Annotated in this window: 16 protein-coding genes and 1 pseudogene; 8 read left to right on the top strand and 9 right to left on the bottom strand. The window is 60.9% G+C overall.

Annotated features, from left to right (window positions below; translation table 11 throughout):
* Positions 1–27: 27 nt before the first annotated feature.
* On the bottom strand, positions 28–870 hold the full coding sequence (locus CO657_RS26480; protein WP_054186166.1) for an alpha/beta fold hydrolase: 843 nt from the start codon (positions 868–870) through the stop codon (positions 28–30).
* Between the two features lie 190 nt (positions 871–1,060).
* On the opposite strand from CO657_RS26480, the gene CO657_RS26485 reads away from it, so the two are divergent.
* Both CO657_RS26485 and CO657_RS26490 read left to right on the top strand, forming a co-directional pair.
* Positions 1,061–3,940, top strand: a complete 2,880-nt coding sequence (locus tag CO657_RS26485) for a helix-turn-helix transcriptional regulator (RefSeq protein WP_054186167.1) — start codon at positions 1,061–1,063, stop codon at positions 3,938–3,940.
* A 182-nt stretch (positions 3,941–4,122) separates the two neighbouring features.
* Entirely contained in the window at positions 4,123–4,731 is a 609-nt protein-coding gene (locus CO657_RS26490) for a class I SAM-dependent DNA methyltransferase (RefSeq protein ID WP_054186168.1), read from the top strand.
* 60 nt (positions 4,732–4,791) lie between these two features.
* Here the strand turns inward: CO657_RS26490 and CO657_RS26495 are convergent, their stop codons facing one another.
* The gene (locus CO657_RS26495; protein WP_054186174.1) at positions 4,792–5,886 is read right to left on the bottom strand and encodes a hypothetical protein; all 1,095 of its coding nucleotides are present in this window, start codon (positions 5,884–5,886) and stop codon (positions 4,792–4,794) included.
* Positions 5,887–6,318: 432 nt separating this feature from the next.
* Between CO657_RS26495 and CO657_RS26500 the strand changes: the two genes are divergently transcribed.
* The gene (locus CO657_RS26500; RefSeq protein ID WP_003572688.1) at positions 6,319–6,522 is read left to right on the top strand and encodes a cold-shock protein; all 204 of its coding nucleotides are present in this window, start codon (positions 6,319–6,321) and stop codon (positions 6,520–6,522) included.
* Positions 6,523–6,681: 159 nt separating this feature from the next.
* Here the strand turns inward: CO657_RS26500 and CO657_RS26505 are convergent.
* Together CO657_RS26505 and CO657_RS26510 are read right to left on the bottom strand one after the other, a co-directional pair.
* A pseudogene (locus CO657_RS26505) lies at positions 6,682–7,022 on the bottom strand (GMC oxidoreductase); the annotation flags it as partial.
* Complete coding sequence (locus CO657_RS26510) at positions 7,019–7,261, bottom strand: DUF982 domain-containing protein (RefSeq protein ID WP_054186169.1); 243 nt, start codon at positions 7,259–7,261, stop codon at positions 7,019–7,021. The gene CO657_RS26510 and the pseudogene CO657_RS26505, both read right to left, overlap by 4 nt.
* A 200-nt stretch (positions 7,262–7,461) precedes the next feature.
* Between CO657_RS26510 and CO657_RS26515 the strand changes: the two genes are divergently transcribed.
* Positions 7,462–8,031, top strand: coding sequence for a nucleoside 2-deoxyribosyltransferase (locus CO657_RS26515; RefSeq protein ID WP_054186170.1), 570 nt, complete (start codon positions 7,462–7,464; stop codon positions 8,029–8,031).
* 74 nt (positions 8,032–8,105) lie between these two features.
* Here CO657_RS26515 and CO657_RS26520 read toward each other — a convergent pair whose 3' ends face one another.
* A complete protein-coding gene (locus CO657_RS26520; protein ID WP_082366407.1) occupies positions 8,106–8,426 on the bottom strand; it encodes a YkgJ family cysteine cluster protein in 321 nt (106 codons plus the stop codon).
* 322 nt (positions 8,427–8,748) lie between these two features.
* Here CO657_RS26520 and CO657_RS26525 point away from each other — a divergent pair, with 322 nt between their 5' ends.
* Both CO657_RS26525 and CO657_RS26530 read left to right on the top strand, forming a co-directional pair.
* Positions 8,749–9,666, top strand: coding sequence for a DMT family transporter (locus CO657_RS26525; protein WP_054186171.1), 918 nt, complete (start codon positions 8,749–8,751; stop codon positions 9,664–9,666).
* 188 nt (positions 9,667–9,854) lie between these two features.
* Positions 9,855–10,304, top strand: coding sequence for a pyridoxamine 5'-phosphate oxidase family protein (locus tag CO657_RS26530; RefSeq protein ID WP_054186172.1), 450 nt, complete (start codon positions 9,855–9,857; stop codon positions 10,302–10,304).
* A 22-nt stretch (positions 10,305–10,326) separates the two neighbouring features.
* Here the strand turns inward: CO657_RS26530 and CO657_RS26535 are convergent, their stop codons facing one another.
* Positions 10,327–11,319, bottom strand: coding sequence for an IS481 family transposase (locus tag CO657_RS26535; RefSeq protein ID WP_128715616.1), 993 nt, complete (start codon positions 11,317–11,319; stop codon positions 10,327–10,329).
* A gap of 170 nt (positions 11,320–11,489) precedes the next feature.
* Entirely contained in the window at positions 11,490–12,734 is a 1,245-nt protein-coding gene (locus CO657_RS26540; protein ID WP_054183961.1) for a DUF763 domain-containing protein, read from the bottom strand.
* Between the two features lie 117 nt (positions 12,735–12,851).
* Here CO657_RS26540 and CO657_RS26545 point away from each other — a divergent pair, with 117 nt between their 5' ends.
* Positions 12,852–14,408 carry a phospholipase D-like domain-containing protein gene (locus tag CO657_RS26545; RefSeq protein WP_054183960.1) on the top strand — a complete coding sequence of 519 codons (1,557 nt, stop codon included), beginning with the start codon at positions 12,852–12,854 and terminating at the stop codon, positions 14,406–14,408.
* On the opposite strand, the gene CO657_RS26550 is transcribed toward CO657_RS26545, so the two are convergent.
* Complete coding sequence (locus CO657_RS26550; RefSeq protein WP_054183959.1) at positions 14,355–15,314, bottom strand: lysylphosphatidylglycerol synthase domain-containing protein; 960 nt, start codon at positions 15,312–15,314, stop codon at positions 14,355–14,357. The two genes, CO657_RS26545 and CO657_RS26550, sit on opposite strands and share 54 nt — an antisense overlap.
* Positions 15,315–15,428: 114 nt before the next feature.
* Between CO657_RS26550 and CO657_RS26555 the strand changes: the two genes are divergently transcribed.
* On the top strand, positions 15,429–16,157 hold the full coding sequence (locus tag CO657_RS26555) for an endonuclease/exonuclease/phosphatase family protein (RefSeq protein ID WP_054183958.1): 729 nt from the start codon (positions 15,429–15,431) through the stop codon (positions 16,155–16,157).
* A 41-nt stretch (positions 16,158–16,198) separates the two neighbouring features.
* Here the strand turns inward: CO657_RS26555 and CO657_RS26560 are convergent, their stop codons facing one another.
* Complete coding sequence (locus tag CO657_RS26560) at positions 16,199–16,705, bottom strand: hypothetical protein (protein WP_054183957.1); 507 nt, start codon at positions 16,703–16,705, stop codon at positions 16,199–16,201.
* Positions 16,706–16,763 lie beyond the last annotated feature (58 nt).

The following is a 16,763-nucleotide window of genomic DNA, read 5'->3' on the forward strand; positions in this document are numbered from 1 at the left end:
GATCGGCACGCCCTGCTGCTTCGCCGGTCACCGCAAGTGGGCGTCGATAGCGGAAATGATCTCTTCCCAATCATTGGGATGAATTTCGTGGCCCCCGCCTTCGAGCCGGACAAAATTCGCTCCCTTGACGGTTCGTGCCAGCAGTTCGCCATGCTCAACCGGATAAATCGGGTCCGCCGTTCCATGTATGACAAGGAGGGGCGCGGCCAGTTCTGTCAATTTTCCTTTCAGGGTCTGCCCGCCCCTCAGCATGAAATGATTGGTGGCACTGACGAAGTTTTTCGCCCGCCTGACATCCCGTTCGACAAAGGCGCGCGCCCGCCCTTCGTCATAGGAGTGCGCCGCGCCGGCGATCATCCGGGTGTCTTTGACAAGGAATTCGATCACCTGGGCATTGTCTGTCCAGTCGACGGTCTCGCCCATCGAGGCGTGCGCCATGTAAGCGTCAGTGGTGTGCGGCAGGGCGCTTGTATCAATACCCATCGGCGTGGTGGACATCAGCGTCAGCGTCTTGACGCGTTCAGGATGGGAGAGCGCTGCGATCTGGGCAATCGTGCCACCCAACGACATTCCGATCAGATTGACGCGGTCAATGCCGTAGCCATCGAGTATCCTGACGGCGTCCGCAGCCATATCGTCCATCGTGTAAGGCGGCTCCCCCGGCTCGTAGATCGTCGAACGGCCGGTGTCTCGATTGTCATAGCGAATGACATAAAATTTCCGAGCGGCGAGCTTTTGGCAGAATTCGTCCGGCCACCACAGCATCGACGCCATCGCGCCCATGATCAACAGGATCGGCTCATGCGCCGGGTCGCCAAAGGCCTGTGCGGCGATCTCGACGTCGTCAAATTTGATATTGCGTTCAGTCACTTGAAGCGTCCTTTATGTGTATCGGGTGAAGCGGCGAAGCCTTGGCTCCTGGTATTAGCAGGCATCCCCATGTTGGGGCTAAGGCAGGAGCGCCGCATCAGGCATTTTGCCTAGGACAGGTTCAAAACATGCATGGGATGACTACGCTTCCATCTCTGCTAATCTTGAGCTTCACCTATCGGAGGACTTTGTGTCGACATCCCTCAAAAAGTCCCTGTTCTCAGGCCGTGCAGCAGAACTCGATGCGATGGAATCCGCGTTCCGGGACGTCTCCGGCGGCCGGCAACGCTCCATTCTTCTCGGGGCGGAAGCAGGCGGTGGCAAGAGCCGGCTGGTCGAGGAGTTTGCCGACCGACTGTCAGGCCGTGCGTTGATCCTGAAGGGCGGCTGCATCGAGCAGCGAGAATCGGCATTGCCCTATGCGCCGGTCACCGCCGTGCTGCATGAACTGGTTCAACTGCGCGGCGGGACGGCGGTCCGGTCGCTTGTCGGCGCCGCGAGTGCGCGCGAGCTGGCTTGGCTTCTTCCCGAATTCGGCGAAACCTCTGAACGGTTTGATGCGGGCATCGCAAGAGCGAGGCTGTTCGAGGCGTTGAGGAAGTTGTTCGAAGAGCTCGCCCGGGAAATGCCGCTCGTCGTGGTCGTCGAAGACATTCACTGGGCCGACCAGGCCACTTGCGATCTGCTTCGTTTCCTCACGACGCGGCTGAAGAAAAGTCGGATGATGCTGATCGTCACCTACCGACCTGAGGAGACCAGCGGCAGCAACGCACTGCGAACGACCATCGCGGACCTCTCGCTGTCCGAGGCTGCCGAGGTGTTGAAGCTTCCCCGCCTGAAGCGCGCCGAAGTCGCCGCGCAGCTCGAGGGGCTGCTCGGGCGCCCGCCGACACCGGCCGTCATCAATGAGGTCCATGCGCGTTGCTGCGGGATCCCGCTTTTCACGGAGGCGCTTATCGATGCGAGCGGAAACTTGCGTACAGAATTTCCTGGCTCGCTCAACGACTACCTGCTGAAAAGCGTCAGGGAGATGCCGGCGTCGACGGCAGAACTCTTGAAGGTGATGGCGCTTGGCGGCCCGCATATCACGCATGCGCTTCTTCGCAGCGTGACTGAGAAGTCCGACATCGAACTGGCAGAATTGCTGCGGCCTGCGATTTTGGCAGGGATCCTGGTGCCGGATGGCGACGGATATGCGTTCCGCCATGCGCTGATCCACGAAGCGGTGCGGGGTGACCTGATTGCCGGCGAAAGGATGGCCATCCATCGCGCCTATGCCGAAGTGCTCGAACGCGGCCCGCTTCCGAGCTACCGGGTTTGGCATTCCGTTGCGCTCGCCCGCCACTGGCACGGCGCCGGCCAGGCCGAACCTTGCCTGCGATGGGCGTGGCAATCCGCCGTAGAAGCCGCCGCCACCTTCGCCTATGCAGACCAGATGGAGATGCTGAAGCTCGTGCTGGCAGCCTGGCCCGACGTGGATCATGCGGCTGACCTGATCGGCGCAGATCATTGCAGGGTGTTGGAATTGGCTGCCGATGCGGCCTGCTGGGCAGCGGAAGCCGAACAGGGGCTGGCTTTTGTCGAACGTGCTCTCGCCGAAGTGAATGCCGAGCGCGACAGCGAACAGCTGGCAGCCCTTCTTCTGCAGCGCGCGGTGATGCGTCAGCACACGCTGATCCCAGGTGAGATCGCCGATCTTGAGCGAGCGCTTGACCACGCGGTCGATCCAACCAGGCTGCGTGCGGACGGACTGGGGCAGTTTTCCCGCGCTCTGATATTGCGGGGAGAATTCGATCGCGCCAGGCTCTTGGGCGACGAACTGAAGGACCTGTCGGAGAGGCTCGATGACGAGGAATACCGCATCGAGGCACTGATCGTCGCGGCGTCCGTGGACATGGCCGCGGGCAACTCTCGCATCGACGCCTTCTGGAACGTGGCTAAGCGCGCCGGTCAGGCATCCATCGGCCGGGTCGAGGTGCTGGCGGGCGCAGCCCTGCTTCAAGCCCTGCTCGAGACAGGAGACTACGCTCAGATCATCGACATCGGACCGGCGATCTTTGCCCGGACCGTCGAATTCGGCCAGGCCCGGTATATCGGGGCAATCGTGGGTTCGCCCTTGTGCCGCGCCCTGCTCGCCGTCGGCCGCGTTTCCGAAGCCATTGAGACATGCGAACGGATGGCGGCATTGGATCCGCTGCCGCTGGGGCTGGTTCATGTTTTCGAATGTCAGGCGGAGATCGCCCTGGTCCTGGGGGATTCGGATCGCGTTGCCGCAGCGGCAAGCGCCTTGCGCGCTCTGCCACCCGGCCCCCAGGTCACGGGCCGCATGACGGCCAATCTTTTGCGACTCGACCTCGAAAGCACCGCGCTGGCGGGCGATATGGATCAATCTGCGATCCTGATAAGATCGGCTTCGACCCAGTTGGAGAAGCAAGGAGGCGTCTCTTGGCCGCTCTTGGCCTCTGCCATGCGTGTCGCCATCGACGCGAACCGGAAAGATGTCGCCCGGCAGCTCGCGGACCTCGCCGCTCGGACTCCGTGCCGCAATGTGGTGGAGCAAGCCGAGAGGCTCACTATCTCGGCCGAGATGTCGCGCGCGACGGTTTCCGACCTCGATGCCTGGGAAGCGGTTGCCCAAAGCTGGGCTGATTTGAGCCAGCCCTTTCGGCAGGCATATGCCCTGATGCAGGCCGGGATCGCTGCGGTGAATGCCGGCAAGCGCGCCAGGGGTGCGGACCATTTCGGGCGAGGTGCGGATCTTGCCCATTCGATCGGCGCGCGCCTGCTTTCCAATCAGATCGAGACGCTGGCCGCAAAGGCCCGCATTGATCTGCGAGGCGGGAAAGAGGGCAGCACGCCGAAGGCGCCGCTTGGCCTGACGGATCGGGAATTCGAGGTGCTCAGGCTTGTCGCCGCCGGACAAAGCAATCGCGAGATCGCCGATAATCTGTTCATCTCGTCGAAAACGGCGAGCGTTCATGTCTCCAACATCTTGAGCAAACTCGCCGTCCCCAGCCGCGGTGCTGCGGCCGCCATGGCGCATCGGCTCCGGATGGTTGATCCGGCATAGATGTGAGCTTCAAGGAGTCCTGGCTAAGTCGTCCTGATATCCGCCGCTTTCTCGAAGCCCGCATCGCATTCCATTTTTTCACGGCCTAGGCATTTTGCCTGATGTGCTTAGGCGGCCTTACGTCGAGCATGATGATATGGCGCCCCGAGCGGTGCCCGGGATTTCATCAATCGGAGGTCAAAATGCACATCTCTTCCACCGCCTTGGCCGATACCCAATGCACGATCGATTCCTATGAAGGGGATGCCGATGACTATAGCCGCATCGTTAATCCCTTTCCCGCGCCGGGCCTGGAAGCCGCGCTGCGACAGCTCGCCATCGCCGCCGGCAAGGGCGGCCGGGTCCTTGAGATCGGGTCAGGGCCTGGGTGGGATGCGGATTTTCTCGAGACACGGGGTGTTTCGGTAAGACGAACCGATGCCACGCGACGGTTTCTCGAGTTGCAGGCAGCGCGCGGCAAAGAGGGCGAGCTCCTCAATGTCATCACCGATGACCTCGGCGGCCCTTATGACGCGGCGATCGCTCTCTGTGTTCTCATCCACGTGCCTCGCGACCAGACCGGCCACGTCCTCGAAAAGATCGCCGCCGCGCTGCGCCCCGGAGGCCTCTTCCTGGTGACGATGCGGGATGGAGACGGGGAGACGAGCGGCGCCTACCATATGACCTACTGGCGCCGCCACGACTTCGCGCTGCGCATCAAGGCGGCCGGCCTGGATCTTGAATGGGATTCATATCGCATGAGCCGCAACAACGAAGCGTGGCACACCTTTTACACCCGACGACCGGGATGAGGCGCCGCATTTTCGCGCGAGGCTGCTAGCAGGCGTTCCGATCAAACGATAGGGCGCCGGCTATTTCCAGCTCGTGTAATCGGCGGCGGTGCAACCAAACGGCGCGCGGTCCTGGCCAAACCGCTTCTTCAGCTGCTCGCATCCCCACACGTTCAACGGCGCCGGCATGAGGTTGTTGATGTCCATGCCAGGTGATTGGAATTGCGTTGGCGAGCTCGTGACGTACCAAAGCCAGAAGCCGACTACACCGACGACGATCAGAAGCAACGTCCCGAAGAAAAGCTGCAGCCGCCTCAAGACCGATACCGTCTTTTTGGGTTCTTCGATCAACGCCGGCGCAGCCTGATCGCCGTCTTGCTGCTGCCCCAGGGGTGCAAGAGCCGCGGCGCGCTCGGCATCCGTAAGCTCGACCCGCTGCAGACGATCGTCCAGAAGCACCGGCAGGGCCGTATTGCCGTGCCTGACGGCCATTCCGATCGCCTTGCCATTGGCTTCACCGACAATCAGCGGCTCCTGTCCGCTCTTCATCCGCGTGTAAGCCGATCGTCCCGTTTTGTCGGCGGCGATCTTGTCATTATAGGTGATGGAAAGGACGCCGCGTTTGCGGTCGAATGCACTGATCTCGACTGGGACGGGGATCAGCCTGGCAGGCCGGCGCAATTGCCCCTTGACCCGCCAAATGCGGATACCAAGAAAAATCATGCCCAGGCTCATGCCGCCAAGCAGGACCACGAACAGCGTGAGCGTGATGATCCTGTTCCAGAGCATGTCCAGACCCAGGCTCATTGTCGCGAGTTCCGGATGGTCGGCGGAAATCACCAGATCGGTTTCATAATCGCCGGTATGGAAATCGACGAACATGACCTCGACCTCAGTGTCGTAGTTTCGTCCGCCGTAGCTGTAGACAAGGCGTGCCTCGCAGTCGGTGAAGACTGCCTTGCGTGTCGTGCATTTCCCGTTTTGCACGTCGCCATTCTCTAGCACCAAAGGGTTCTGGCTGATGTGGAAATCGCGGATCACACCGGGTGCTTCCGAGACGAATAGAAAGACGGCCAATGCCAGGATAGTGGGCGTTGACCAGAAGTAAGCGTTCGGCGTGGAGATGACGTTGCGCGCCAGTGAAAGCGGGCGGCTGGGGAGAACAAGCGAAGACAACGGCGCAGACCCCTCAAATGACAGCGCGGCGCGCCGGTAAAGCTTCATACAGCGGCCGATGACCAACGAGCGGAGTTGGCGTCATCCAGACCGGCTTGCACAATCCCATTGTGTGATACCGATCTACAACCTGTTATGGGCGATCGGCAATGCTTTTCTACACGCGCGGGCGGCAATCCTGCGTTGATTCTGTCGATGACGCGGGCGCAAACGAGAAACAGATTTCGGCGATGCCTCCGGACGCACCATCGAGACGATGAAAAACGGTCGGATCGTCAGGCGATCGGCTGTCAGGAGCCGGTTTGACCCTCGCCAAAACTGTTGCCTCTTCGCCTTTAAAGTTGCGTCACCGGTATGAAGGTTGATAGAGGAGCGGCGGCGGTATAGTTTCGCTTTCGCAAATCGACGAATGACACAAGGAATAGTTATCTCATGCCGACAGGTACGGTTAAATTCTTCAATGACGACAAGGGCTTCGGCTTTATCACCCCCGAGGATGGCGGACAGGACGTGTTCGTGCACGTGTCTGCTCTGCAGCGCGGCGGGTCGCTCCGCGAAGGCGACAAGGTCAGCTTCGACGTCGGACAGGATCGCAAGACCGGAAAATCGAAGGCTGAGAACGTCTCAACCCTCTGATTCAAAGTCGAAGATCACCCAACCCGCGTTGAGCGGGTTGGGCTCGTCGCAACGCCATAGGCCGCGACGACGGTAATCGAGGTCTGTGCGTGTCGTTTTGGGGTACCGGGACGGCAGGAATGCTTCACGCATCCACGTCAGGCCGACGCGAGGCGCTCTCTACGCCTCGGATAGAATGCTCTCGGCCGCCTTCTCGGCAATCATGATCACCGGCGAATTGGTATTGCCCGAGACGATGGTCGGCATGATCGAGGCATCGACGACCCGCAGCTTCGCCAGCCCACGCACCCGCAATTGCGAATCAACAACCGCCATCGTGTCGCTGCCCATTTTACAGGTGCCGACCGGATGGAAGATCGTTGTGGCGATATTGCCGGCGCGGCGAATCAGATCCTCGTCACTCTGGTATTGCCTGCCCGGGAGCCTCTGTCGGTACCTGGCGGTAACCCCCGCTCCTCTATAAGGTGGGGGGCATGCCCGATCGATTTCGTTGCAACTAACGGAGCACGCCGGCTTCTTCGGCCGCGACTTTGAAAGCCAATGCGGCTGCGGTTGCATCGGCTTGCCCGTGGATGGCGTCCGTGCAGATCTTCTTGGCGGCGGCGAAGGATGCCGCTTTCTCAGGTGGCCAACAGGTCATCAGATATGCGAGCGCGTCCCTGCTATTGCGGATACTTTTAAGATGGTCGCCATCCCCAACGATGACCTCAACGGGCTGGTCCCAAAAATCGCGGCGCATCGACATCTCCTCAGCTCTTCGGCTATGGCTGAACGTCATCTGCGCGGGCTCGTTCCAGCATGGGACTTTGGTCCCATACGATCGGGCGGACGATCCGTCTGCGCTGCACGTGCGCGGTTCTTGTCCACTGGATTGTGATCTTCATTCCCTCTACAGAAGGGACGTATTCCGAGCCCGTCCCCTTAAGGTGCAATTCATCTATGACGAAAAAAATTTATCTCGCAGGTCCTGAAGTGTTCCTTCCAAACGCCCGTGAAATGCTCGACCGGAAGGCAGCGCTTGCCCGCGAGGCGGGACTTCACCCACTCTCACCCGGTGATCTGGAAATCCCGCAGACGAACTCGAAGCGCGAGCGGGCGGCAGCGATAAACGCGGTGGACGAGAAGATGATGATGGAGGCCGATGCCATCATCGCCAATCTGACACCGTTTCGCGGCATTGCCGCCGATACCGGGACGGCTTTCGAACTCGGCTTTATGTGCGCAAGCGGCAAGCCTGTCTTCGCCTACACGAATGTGGCCCGCGATCACAGCGGACGGGTGAGCGATCTTTATGGCGGCGCCGTCGCCTATGATGCCGAAGGTCGGCTGCGAGATCCGAACGGGATTGCGGTCGAGGATTTCGGCTTGGCCGACAATCTCATGCTGCACGCCGGGATCGAGCGGCGCGGCGGCGTCCTCATCGTCGGAGACGCGGCTCGTGACGCGCTCTATACGGACTTATCCGCGTTCAAGACATGTCTCGCCATCGCAGTCGAGAAGTTGCGCTAAAGGACTTCGTCCAGGCGTTTGTCGAGATCCGCCGTCCGTTGGGCTTTCACGCTGAGCTATGGATTTGGGTCCGCTTAAAACGCTGACCTATCCGAAGGAAGCGTTAATCCGAAGGCGTCGCGCGCCATCAGGCAGGCAGCATCTCCGGGAATGCATTCGCGACAAACGACCGGCCGAATATCGTAGACGAGGCAAGATGTCTCAACACCGACCCGACCCGACAATGCAGCGCAACGCGACCCGTCACAACGCATTCCCGTTTCATCTGCGGCGACGAAGCGGGGGGGCAGCAAATCGAGCGCAGCATCACTTTCCGTGGAAAACCTTGGCCAGTCAGATGAAAAGGAGCAACACGCACCGCAGGTTTGGCAATCTAGATCGCTTAGTGAGTTCATACGCAGCTCCTACCACGGCACCTGCCAACAACGCAAAGTGCTTGATCCGGAAGATGACTGCCCAGCCTAGTCGGCCGTGATCATTTCTTCGGGGCGGGCCTAATTTACGGCGGCGCGGTTTCAGGCGGCCTCTACGAAGTTCTCGCTGTGACGTTCACAGCATTTTTAGGCATTCCTTTAAAAGCTGCCAATGAAGTGCCGAACGATAGAAGAGCGCGAACAAACAAAATCGCGGATGAAACTGACCATTGACATTGGCGGTGTTAAGGCCGAAGCCGCACTCGGCTTCGCAATGCGCGGCCTTTTCACGAGGATTTGAGAGATGAAGACGAAGGCGGCTGCAGCCAACGCCGGAAACCTGATCATGACGGGTATCGTGCTGATGCTGCTCGGCGATCTGCTCTTTGCGCTGAACGATGCGATGGGCAAGTGGCTGCTCACGAACTTCGCCCTCGGCCAGGTGCTGGTGATCCGCTCGGTCGGCTCTTTCATCGTGCTCGGGCCGATGATCGCACGGCAAGGGCCGATGGCCCTGTTCCGTGTCGAGCAGAAGCGCCTCCAGTTCATACGTGTTTTCATGGCGACCGCCGATGTCGCCCTGTTCTACGCGGCCGTCGCCTATCTGCCGCTCGCCGACGTCATGACCTTCTATATGGCCGGGCCGATCTACATAGCCGCGCTCTCGCATTTCTTTCTCGGGGAAAAGATCGGCTGGCGCCGCTGGCTCGCCGTTCTGGTCGGCTTTGCGGGCGTCGTCATCGCGCTGCGTCCGTCGACGGCGATGCTGTCGCTTCCGTCGCTCTTCGGCCTTGCCGGCAGCCTTGCCTTTGCGCTGTCGCTGGTGATGAGCCGTTATCTGCGTTCGACCAGCGACACGACCCTGGTGACGTGGCAGACGATCGCGGCCCTTGCCACCGGCACCGTGCTTAGCATCGGCAATTGGCAGCCGGCAACGCTCGTCAATTGGTCCGGCATGCTGCTGCTCGGTGTCGTCGCCACCTGCGCGCATCTCCTGATCACCCGCTCGCTGAAGCTCGCGCCGGCTTCGCTGCTGGCGCCGATGCAATATACGCTGCTGCTCTGGGCGATCGTGCTCGGCTACATCTTCTTCAACGACATTCCCGATATGCAGATCATCGTCGGCGCCGCAATCATCGTCTTTGCCGGGCTCTTCATCTTCCATCGGAAGAACTTGAAAGAGACGGTTCCGGTCGAAGCCGTCCCGCCCGACGGCCATTGAGGCTATAGCGCCGCTTGTCTTTCAGCTTCGCATAGGACGCTGCTGTAACCCCTGGAATTCCTGCATACTTCCATCCTTGAACCTGCGGGAATAAATCAAACGGTCGGAGGCTTAGTCACTCAGGCTTTCCACGGAACAATTTGGACGCCTGCACGCTACTCTCGAGCATTCAAACCCGGGAGACCGCAATGGAATCCATGACCCTCGAAGACCTATCCTCGCAACTGAAGAAGATCGATTTCTGCATGCTGTCGACGAACGCCGGATCGGGCCGCATCTCGGCCCGACCGATGAGCAATAATGGCGACGTCGAACATGACGGGGATTCCTGGTTCTTTTCGTATGAAGACAGCAGGAAAATCACGGAGATCGAAGGCATCGACATCGTCTCGCTGACGTTCACGGCACCGCCCAGTCTCCTCGGCAAACCGGGGATCTTCATCGCTGTCGAGGGCGTCGCCTCACTGGTGCGCGACAAGGCGGCATTCGAAGACCATTGGGTGCCCGATCTCGAGCGGTGGTTTCCTGAAGGTGTGGACACTCCCGGGATCGTTCTCATCAAAGTCTCGGCGTCCTCCATCCGCTACTGGGATAGTGAGGAAAACGGCGAGGTCACCCTACCCGGATCAGCGAGCTAAGAGAGCGGCATAACGGAGTGCCCTAGATGTTTAGTCCCGGCATTTGCTGGAGCGGATCGAGGGTAAAACGTTCTGGCTGTGAAGCCCATGCTTTGCAGATGAACTCGTAGGGTGTGAGGCCCTTGAGGGTCTTGAGCCTGCGGCCGAAATTGTAAGCGGCGACGAAGTCGGCAAGATGCTGGCGCAGTTGATCGTGGCTTTCATAGTAGAAGCGTCTGACGGTGGCATCCTTGATGGTTCGGTTCATTCTCTCCACCTGACCGTTGGTCCATGGATGCTTCACCTTGGTGGTGCGGTGCTCGATATCATTGGTGGCGCAGGTGTATTCGAAGGCATGGGCCCAGAAACGCTCGCCATTGGCGATCGCCTCCTTGATCAGCGGTACAGCGGAGCCTCCAGCGCCGGGCGTGGTGAACTGGATCCCGTTGTCGGTGAGCACGGTGTGGATCTTGTAGGGGACGGCTGCAATCAAGTGCAGGAGGAACTCGCGCGAGACGGCGGTGGTGGCCTTCTCGTGCAGTTCGACGAAGGCAAACTTCGAGGTGCGATCGATGGCTACGAACATGTGTAACTTACCCTGTTCGGTGCGCACCTCGGCAATGTCGATGTGGAAGTAGCCGATCGGGTAGCTCTTGAACTTCTTCTTCGCCGGTCTGTCGCCGTCGACATCCGGCAGGCGGCCGATGCCGTGGCGCTGCAGGCAGCGGTGCAGCGACGACCGTGTCAGATGCGGGATTGTCGGCTGCAACGCATAGAGGCAGTCATCGAGCGGCAGCAGCGTATACCGGCGAAAGGCAACGATAACGGCCTCCTCCTCGACGGAGAGCACCGTCGATCTCGGCTCTTTCGGGCCGGTCGGAAGGTCCGCAACAGAGGACCGCTTCCGCCACTTGGCAACGGTCTTCTGATTGATCCCGTAACGCTTCGAAAGCGTCCTTAGGCTCTCTTGACTATGTTGTATCGCTCGACGGACTGCCTCTGTCGTCGTGGCGCTCCCATGAAGAACTTGGCCCATAACGCATCCTTTGATTCGGAAGACAAGGATGCCCCATCAAAGCCTGGGATCAAACACCTAGAACAGGATGATTTTAGGCCCGTTTGGCCTAAAATCTGAATCCTGCTCTAAATTAAAGAGTTAGAGCAGGATGTCGCCCGAAAACCGCTCACTCTTTTCGGCATCATGCTCTAGTCTGCGGGCGGCGGCTCCCAGCCGAAGACGCTCCGGCCGCCGAAATCGGCGGAGTGGCGGAATTCGCCGGCGATGATTTCCTTGAGGTCGGGACCTGTCACATAGCGTTCCATCTGCCTGGACTGGTCATCCAGGCGCTTGAGCGCCTGCAGCTCTTCCTCCCGTCCGAGCCTGCCCTTCTGCACTGCCGATTTCATCACCCCGATCGTCTCGTCATAGACCTTGAGCGGCACCGGGAAAGGATGGCGGTCCTTGCCGCCGTGGGCGATCGAGAAGCGTGCCGGATCGGAAAACCGGCAGGGCGCGCCGTGGACGACTTCGGCCACCATGGCCAGCGCCTCCACCGTGCGGGCGCCGACACCGGGAACCAGCAGCAGCTCTTCGAAATCCGCCGGCCCTCGGTCGGCCGCGGCGGCGAGGTTTCCATGGAGGCGCCGCATATTGACATCGCTCTCGCGCACATCGTGATGCGCCGGCATGATCAGGTGCGGCAGCATCGGCTGCTCGGCCGGCTCGGGCGGCGGCTGCTCGACACGCAGCAGCGCGGCGGCCTCGCGGATGATGCGGTCGGGACCGAGTGTTGCCAGCAGATCGAGCTGGCCGCGCCGCGACCGCTCGGCGCGCCTGTCGGCCAGATTGACGATCGTGCCCTGGCTCCTGCCCTCGATTGCCGCATGCGGCGAATCGACAAAACTCTCCAGCCCTTCCGACAGCCAGTGATAGCGCCGGGCCTGCCGCCTGTCGCCGTTCATGCCCTGTTGCACGACCACCCAATGGCCGTCATCGGCAACGATGAAACCGTGCAGATAAAGATCGAACCCATCCTGAAGCGCAGCGCTGTCGACCTTGGCGATGAGACGGCTCGTCGTCGCCAGGCCTTCGCCATCGAGGCCGACGCGTTCGCCGATCGAGACGAGCTCCTGCGGGGTTTTGCGCGAATGCGCGCCGCGGCCGCCGCATACATGCAGGCCGAGTTCGCCGGCGCGCGGTTTCAGCCCGCGCTTCAACGCGCCGAGAACGCTTGTCGTGATGCCGGAGGAATGCCAGTCCATGCCCATCACTGCGCCGAAGGACTGGAACCAGAAAGGGTGGGCGAGCCTGCGCAGGAATTCGTCACGGCCGTAGTGATGCACGATCGCTTCGGTGATCAGGGCTCCGAGCCGCGTCATCCGGTCGCCGAGCCAATGCGGCACACGTCCCCCGTGAAGGGGAAGATCGGCACTGCCTGCGCGTTGTGACATTTCGTTTCCTTACGCTTCCATCACCGGAAAAAGTCAGCCCGGCCGCCTCTTCCGACGCCGCACGGAACCCAAAAATATTCCAGGCGTTTGTTTTCGCAGTTAGAAGCCGAGGCAATCATGACCGCAATCGAGACCGTCTTCAATAACCCGAGCCTGCCCCAGGCAAAATCGCAATGGCCGGACGGCCGCGAAAAACAGAATAACAGCGCGTTGCGCCTGGAAGGCAGCGCCGAGAAGGCGGCCTTCCTGATCAACGGCAACCGATATTTCGCCGAAGTTTCGCGGGCGCTGCGCCAGGCACGGCGCACGATCTGGATCATCGGCTGGGATTTCAATCCCGACATCCCATTAGAGCCGGAGAAATCCGACGAGACTTTGGCAGACCTGTTGCATGGGCTCGCAGAGGCCAATCCCGAACTCGAGATACGCATCCTAATCTGGGCGCTCGGGCCGGTCTATTCGGAAAAATCCCTGCAGGTGCTTCGCAAGAAGAACTTCCCGAGGAATGCCAGGATCGACCTGCGTTTCGATCTTCAAAGTGCCGTTCGCGGCTGCCACCATCAGAAACTCGTTTGCATCGACGACGCCGTCGGTTTTATCGGCGGCATCGACCTGACGTCGCGGCGATGGGACACAAAACGCCATCATGCATGGGACAGGCATCGGCGGGACCCCGAGGGCGTGTCCTACGATCCGCTGCATGACGTTCAGGCGATGGTCACGGGCGACGCCGCCCGGCTGATCGGCGATATCGCCAGGCGGCGCTGGGAAACAGCCACCGGCGAAGGGCACCGGCCGCTTGCCGAGCGCGCGCCCTTTCCCTGGCCGGACGATCTTGCCGTTTCGCTGCGGGATATCCCGGTAAGATTCGCGCTCACGGAGCCGGCGACGAGCTTGCGCGCCGGCATCAGCGACGGTATCGCCTCGACATTGGACATCATCTCCCGGGCACGGCACCTGCTTTATATCGAGGCGCAATATCTCGCCTCCTTCCGCGTCGCCGATGCCATTGCCGCGCGGCTGCAGGAGGAAGACGGGCCCGAGGTCGTTATCATCTGCACGCGCAGCTCCCACGGGCTGATCGAAAAGATTATCATGGGCGGCAATCGCGACCGCGTCATCCGCCTTCTCAAACGGGCCGATCGCGCGAACCGGCTGCGGGTCTATTTTCCCGTTGTGCCCGGGCCAGCCGTGCCCGGGCCGACAGTGCCCGGGCCAATCGTCCCCGGGCCGACAGCGCCGGCCACGGTCGACGAGGTCGAGGTGCTCATCCATTCCAAACTGATGATCGCCGACGATGAGCTGGTGCGCATCGGCTCATCCAATCTCAACAATCGCTCCGAAGGGATTGATTCGGAATGCGATATCCACTTCGAGTCTGAAACAGACGAGCACCGCCGCGCGGTGGCGGAGCTGCGCAACCGCCTGCTTGCGGAATATCTCGGAACAGGCACCGAGACCTTTGCAGCCGCCTACGCGCAAAGCGGCTCGGTGATCGAAGGGATCGAGGCGCTGAATGGTGGCGCCCAGGGTTTGAGAGAATTCGCCATCGAGCTTTCCGGCAGCATCTCACCGGTCAGAGGGACCGGATTCTTTGACCCGGCCCGGCCTTTCCTGCCGCTACGCCGATTGGGCCTCGGCGCGCTCGTCCGCCTCCTCGTCCGTCCGGCGTGATCTTCGGAAGACGATCTCACTGATGAGGAGAAGCGCCGTTCCGAGCGCCAACGGTATGAAGAAATAGGCGCAGCGAAACGCGATCAGCGCGCCGATCGAGGCTTCCTGCGGCACCGCATAGGAGACGGTCGCCTCCAGGACGCCGAGCCCACCAGGAACATGGGTTGCGAGAATTGCCGAATTGGCCAGCACATACGCTGTCACCGACCTGAAGAAAGCGACGTCGCCGAAGGCCGAAAGCATCTGGTGCAGGCAGGCGGAAACGAGAATGAAGTTGATCGTCCCGACCACGACCTGCGCGACGGCAATCGAAAATCGCGGCAGCTGAAACGACCATCGCCAAAGCCGCAGCTTGCCGCGGATGAAAAACGCCAGCGCCGCATAGACGACCGGCACGATGAGCGCCAGCACGCCGAAGATGCGTACGCTGGCCGGATCAAGCCGCAACAGGCGCCCGGCATCACCCGGATTGACGATCAGAGCAAGGCCGCCGAGCGTGATCAGCCCGAGCCCGACCGTGACGCCGCAGAACAGGATGATCTTCGCCACGTCCTCGGTCGTCAGTCCCCAGCGCGAATAAAAGCGGTAGCGGAAGGCACCGCTGCTCAGCCCGGCAAAACCGATATTGTGGCCGAGCGACAGGCTGATGAACGAAGCCAATGCAATTTTGGGATACGGCAAGGATTTGCCGAGCGAACGGATCGCCAGCAGATCGAAACAGCCAAGACATAGATAGGATGCCGCAGCAAAGAGAAGCGCTGTACAGAAGCTTGAAAGCGGTATGCTGCGAACCGACTGGACGATCTGGTAGAGGCTGTACTGCTCGAAGATGCGATAGAGAAGAAAGACCGCAAAACCAAGGGCGGCAACCAGCAGTCCATTCCAGCTCATGCTTTTCAAACTCATCGATTGTCCTCGGGAGTGCGAGCGCGGTGGGTCGATAATCTGGAACGATCAAACGAGTTTTGTGTTCCCCCGGAACAAGGTCGATGTCCCCATGGGACGAATTTCAGCGGGCCCATGGCGGAAAAATCAATCAAAGTCCTGACTTACAACGTGCACAGCTGTATCGGTAGCGACCGTAAGCTCGATCCCGGGCGCATCGCTGCGGTCATCGCCGAGGCACAAGCCGACATCGTCGCGCTTCAGGAGGTCGATGTCCTCAGGCGCCGGACTGGCGGCATCGACCAGGCCCATATGATCGCCTCACTTCTCGAGATGCAGGCCCATTTTCACCCAGCGCTGTCGGTCGCCGAAGAGCAGTATGGCGATGCGATCATCACCGCTCTGCCGACGGGCGCGGTCAAGGCCGGCCCGCTGCCATCCATCGGCGAACAGCGCGGCGCCATTTCCGTCGAAATCCTGGTCGGCAACAGAAAACTGCTGGTCGTCAACACCCATCTGGGCCTTCGCGGCCGCGAGCGCATGCGGCAGATGACGACGCTCTTGAACGCGGGCTGGCTGCGCGGCACGGCGGACGAACCGCTTCCCACTATTCTCTGTGGCGACTTCAACGCCATTCCGTCGTCGGCGACGTACCGACTTGCCGCGCGATCGCTGAAGGACGCCCAGCGCGCAGGCAATGCGCGGCCTAGAGCGACCTTTCCCGCCCGCTACCCGCTGATGCGTCTCGACCACGTCTTCGTCACCGACGACCTCATCGTCAAGCAGGCGACGGTTCTGGAAAACCGCCTGGCAAGGGTCGCCTCCGACCACCTTCCTCTGCTCGCGGAAATTGCCTTCGCGTAAAACGCGCGCCGCAGCTCTTCGGATAGGATCGTCGCGCGCTTCTACCTGGCAAACTTCCGGTTCATCGCGGCCGCCACCAATGGCAGTGCCGTCGTCGTCACGGTTCCGAGCGGCAGCAGCCGGATGCCTCTCGTGATGACGAATGCTGCAGCCATTGCGCCTGCCAGCTTGAGCCAGGGCTGATTGCCAAGCTGCGCATGGGCGCTCGCATCGGCCCAGCGGGCGTTCTCAGCAACGACGGTCGCCGCCTGTCGCTGGATCACGTGAAGGCGGGCGCTGAGGTTTTCGAGTTCTTCTCTCAGGTCTCGCAGACGGTCTTCCAACACATGATCACCGGAGACCAGGAGACGGTCTTCGACAATGCCTTCAACCGGAGCCTGGCGGCCGAGCGTCGCAATATAAGCCAGATATTCGGCCTCGCTCGCGAAGCCCTCACGCCTGATGAGATCGGGATTGGCGTTCGCCTCTTCGAAGGCAGCCGGCGCAGTGTCGGCATTGTCGCGCCCATCCCCATTCGTACCGGTGTCCCCGAATTCGTCCTTGAACATGATGCATCTCCCGTTGTTCCTGGCGATAGAACGCTCGAAGGATCAGAAGGATGCATCG

It is taken from the genome of Rhizobium acidisoli (genome assembly GCF_002531755.2).
Taxonomy (GTDB): domain Bacteria; phylum Pseudomonadota; class Alphaproteobacteria; order Rhizobiales; family Rhizobiaceae; genus Rhizobium; species Rhizobium acidisoli.

What these genes read in the sequence shown, in the direction of transcription:
- CO657_RS26490 (WP_054186168.1), top strand. Translation starts at nt 4,123, where the DNA reads ATGCACATCTCTTCCACCGCCTTGGCCGATACCCAATGCACGATCGAT.
- CO657_RS26500 (WP_003572688.1), top strand. Translation starts at nt 6,319, where the DNA reads ATGCCGACAGGTACGGTTAAATTCTTCAATGACGACAAGGGCTTCGGC.
- CO657_RS26510 (WP_054186169.1), bottom strand. Translation starts at nt 7,261, where the DNA reads ATGCGCCGCGATTTTTGGGACCAGCCCGTTGAGGTCATCGTTGGGGAT.
- CO657_RS26515 (WP_054186170.1), top strand. Translation starts at nt 7,462, where the DNA reads ATGACGAAAAAAATTTATCTCGCAGGTCCTGAAGTGTTCCTTCCAAAC.
- CO657_RS26520 (WP_082366407.1), bottom strand. Translation starts at nt 8,426, where the DNA reads ATGAACTCACTAAGCGATCTAGATTGCCAAACCTGCGGTGCGTGTTGC.
- CO657_RS26525 (WP_054186171.1), top strand. Translation starts at nt 8,749, where the DNA reads ATGAAGACGAAGGCGGCTGCAGCCAACGCCGGAAACCTGATCATGACG.
- CO657_RS26530 (WP_054186172.1), top strand. Translation starts at nt 9,855, where the DNA reads ATGGAATCCATGACCCTCGAAGACCTATCCTCGCAACTGAAGAAGATC.
- CO657_RS26535 (WP_128715616.1), bottom strand. Translation starts at nt 11,319, where the DNA reads ATGGGCCAAGTTCTTCATGGGAGCGCCACGACGACAGAGGCAGTCCGT.
- CO657_RS26540 (WP_054183961.1), bottom strand. Translation starts at nt 12,734, where the DNA reads ATGTCACAACGCGCAGGCAGTGCCGATCTTCCCCTTCACGGGGGACGT.
- CO657_RS26545 (WP_054183960.1), top strand. Translation starts at nt 12,852, where the DNA reads ATGACCGCAATCGAGACCGTCTTCAATAACCCGAGCCTGCCCCAGGCA.
- CO657_RS26550 (WP_054183959.1), bottom strand. Translation starts at nt 15,314, where the DNA reads ATGAGTTTGAAAAGCATGAGCTGGAATGGACTGCTGGTTGCCGCCCTT.
- CO657_RS26555 (WP_054183958.1), top strand. Translation starts at nt 15,429, where the DNA reads ATGGCGGAAAAATCAATCAAAGTCCTGACTTACAACGTGCACAGCTGT.
- CO657_RS26560 (WP_054183957.1), bottom strand. Translation starts at nt 16,705, where the DNA reads ATGTTCAAGGACGAATTCGGGGACACCGGTACGAATGGGGATGGGCGC.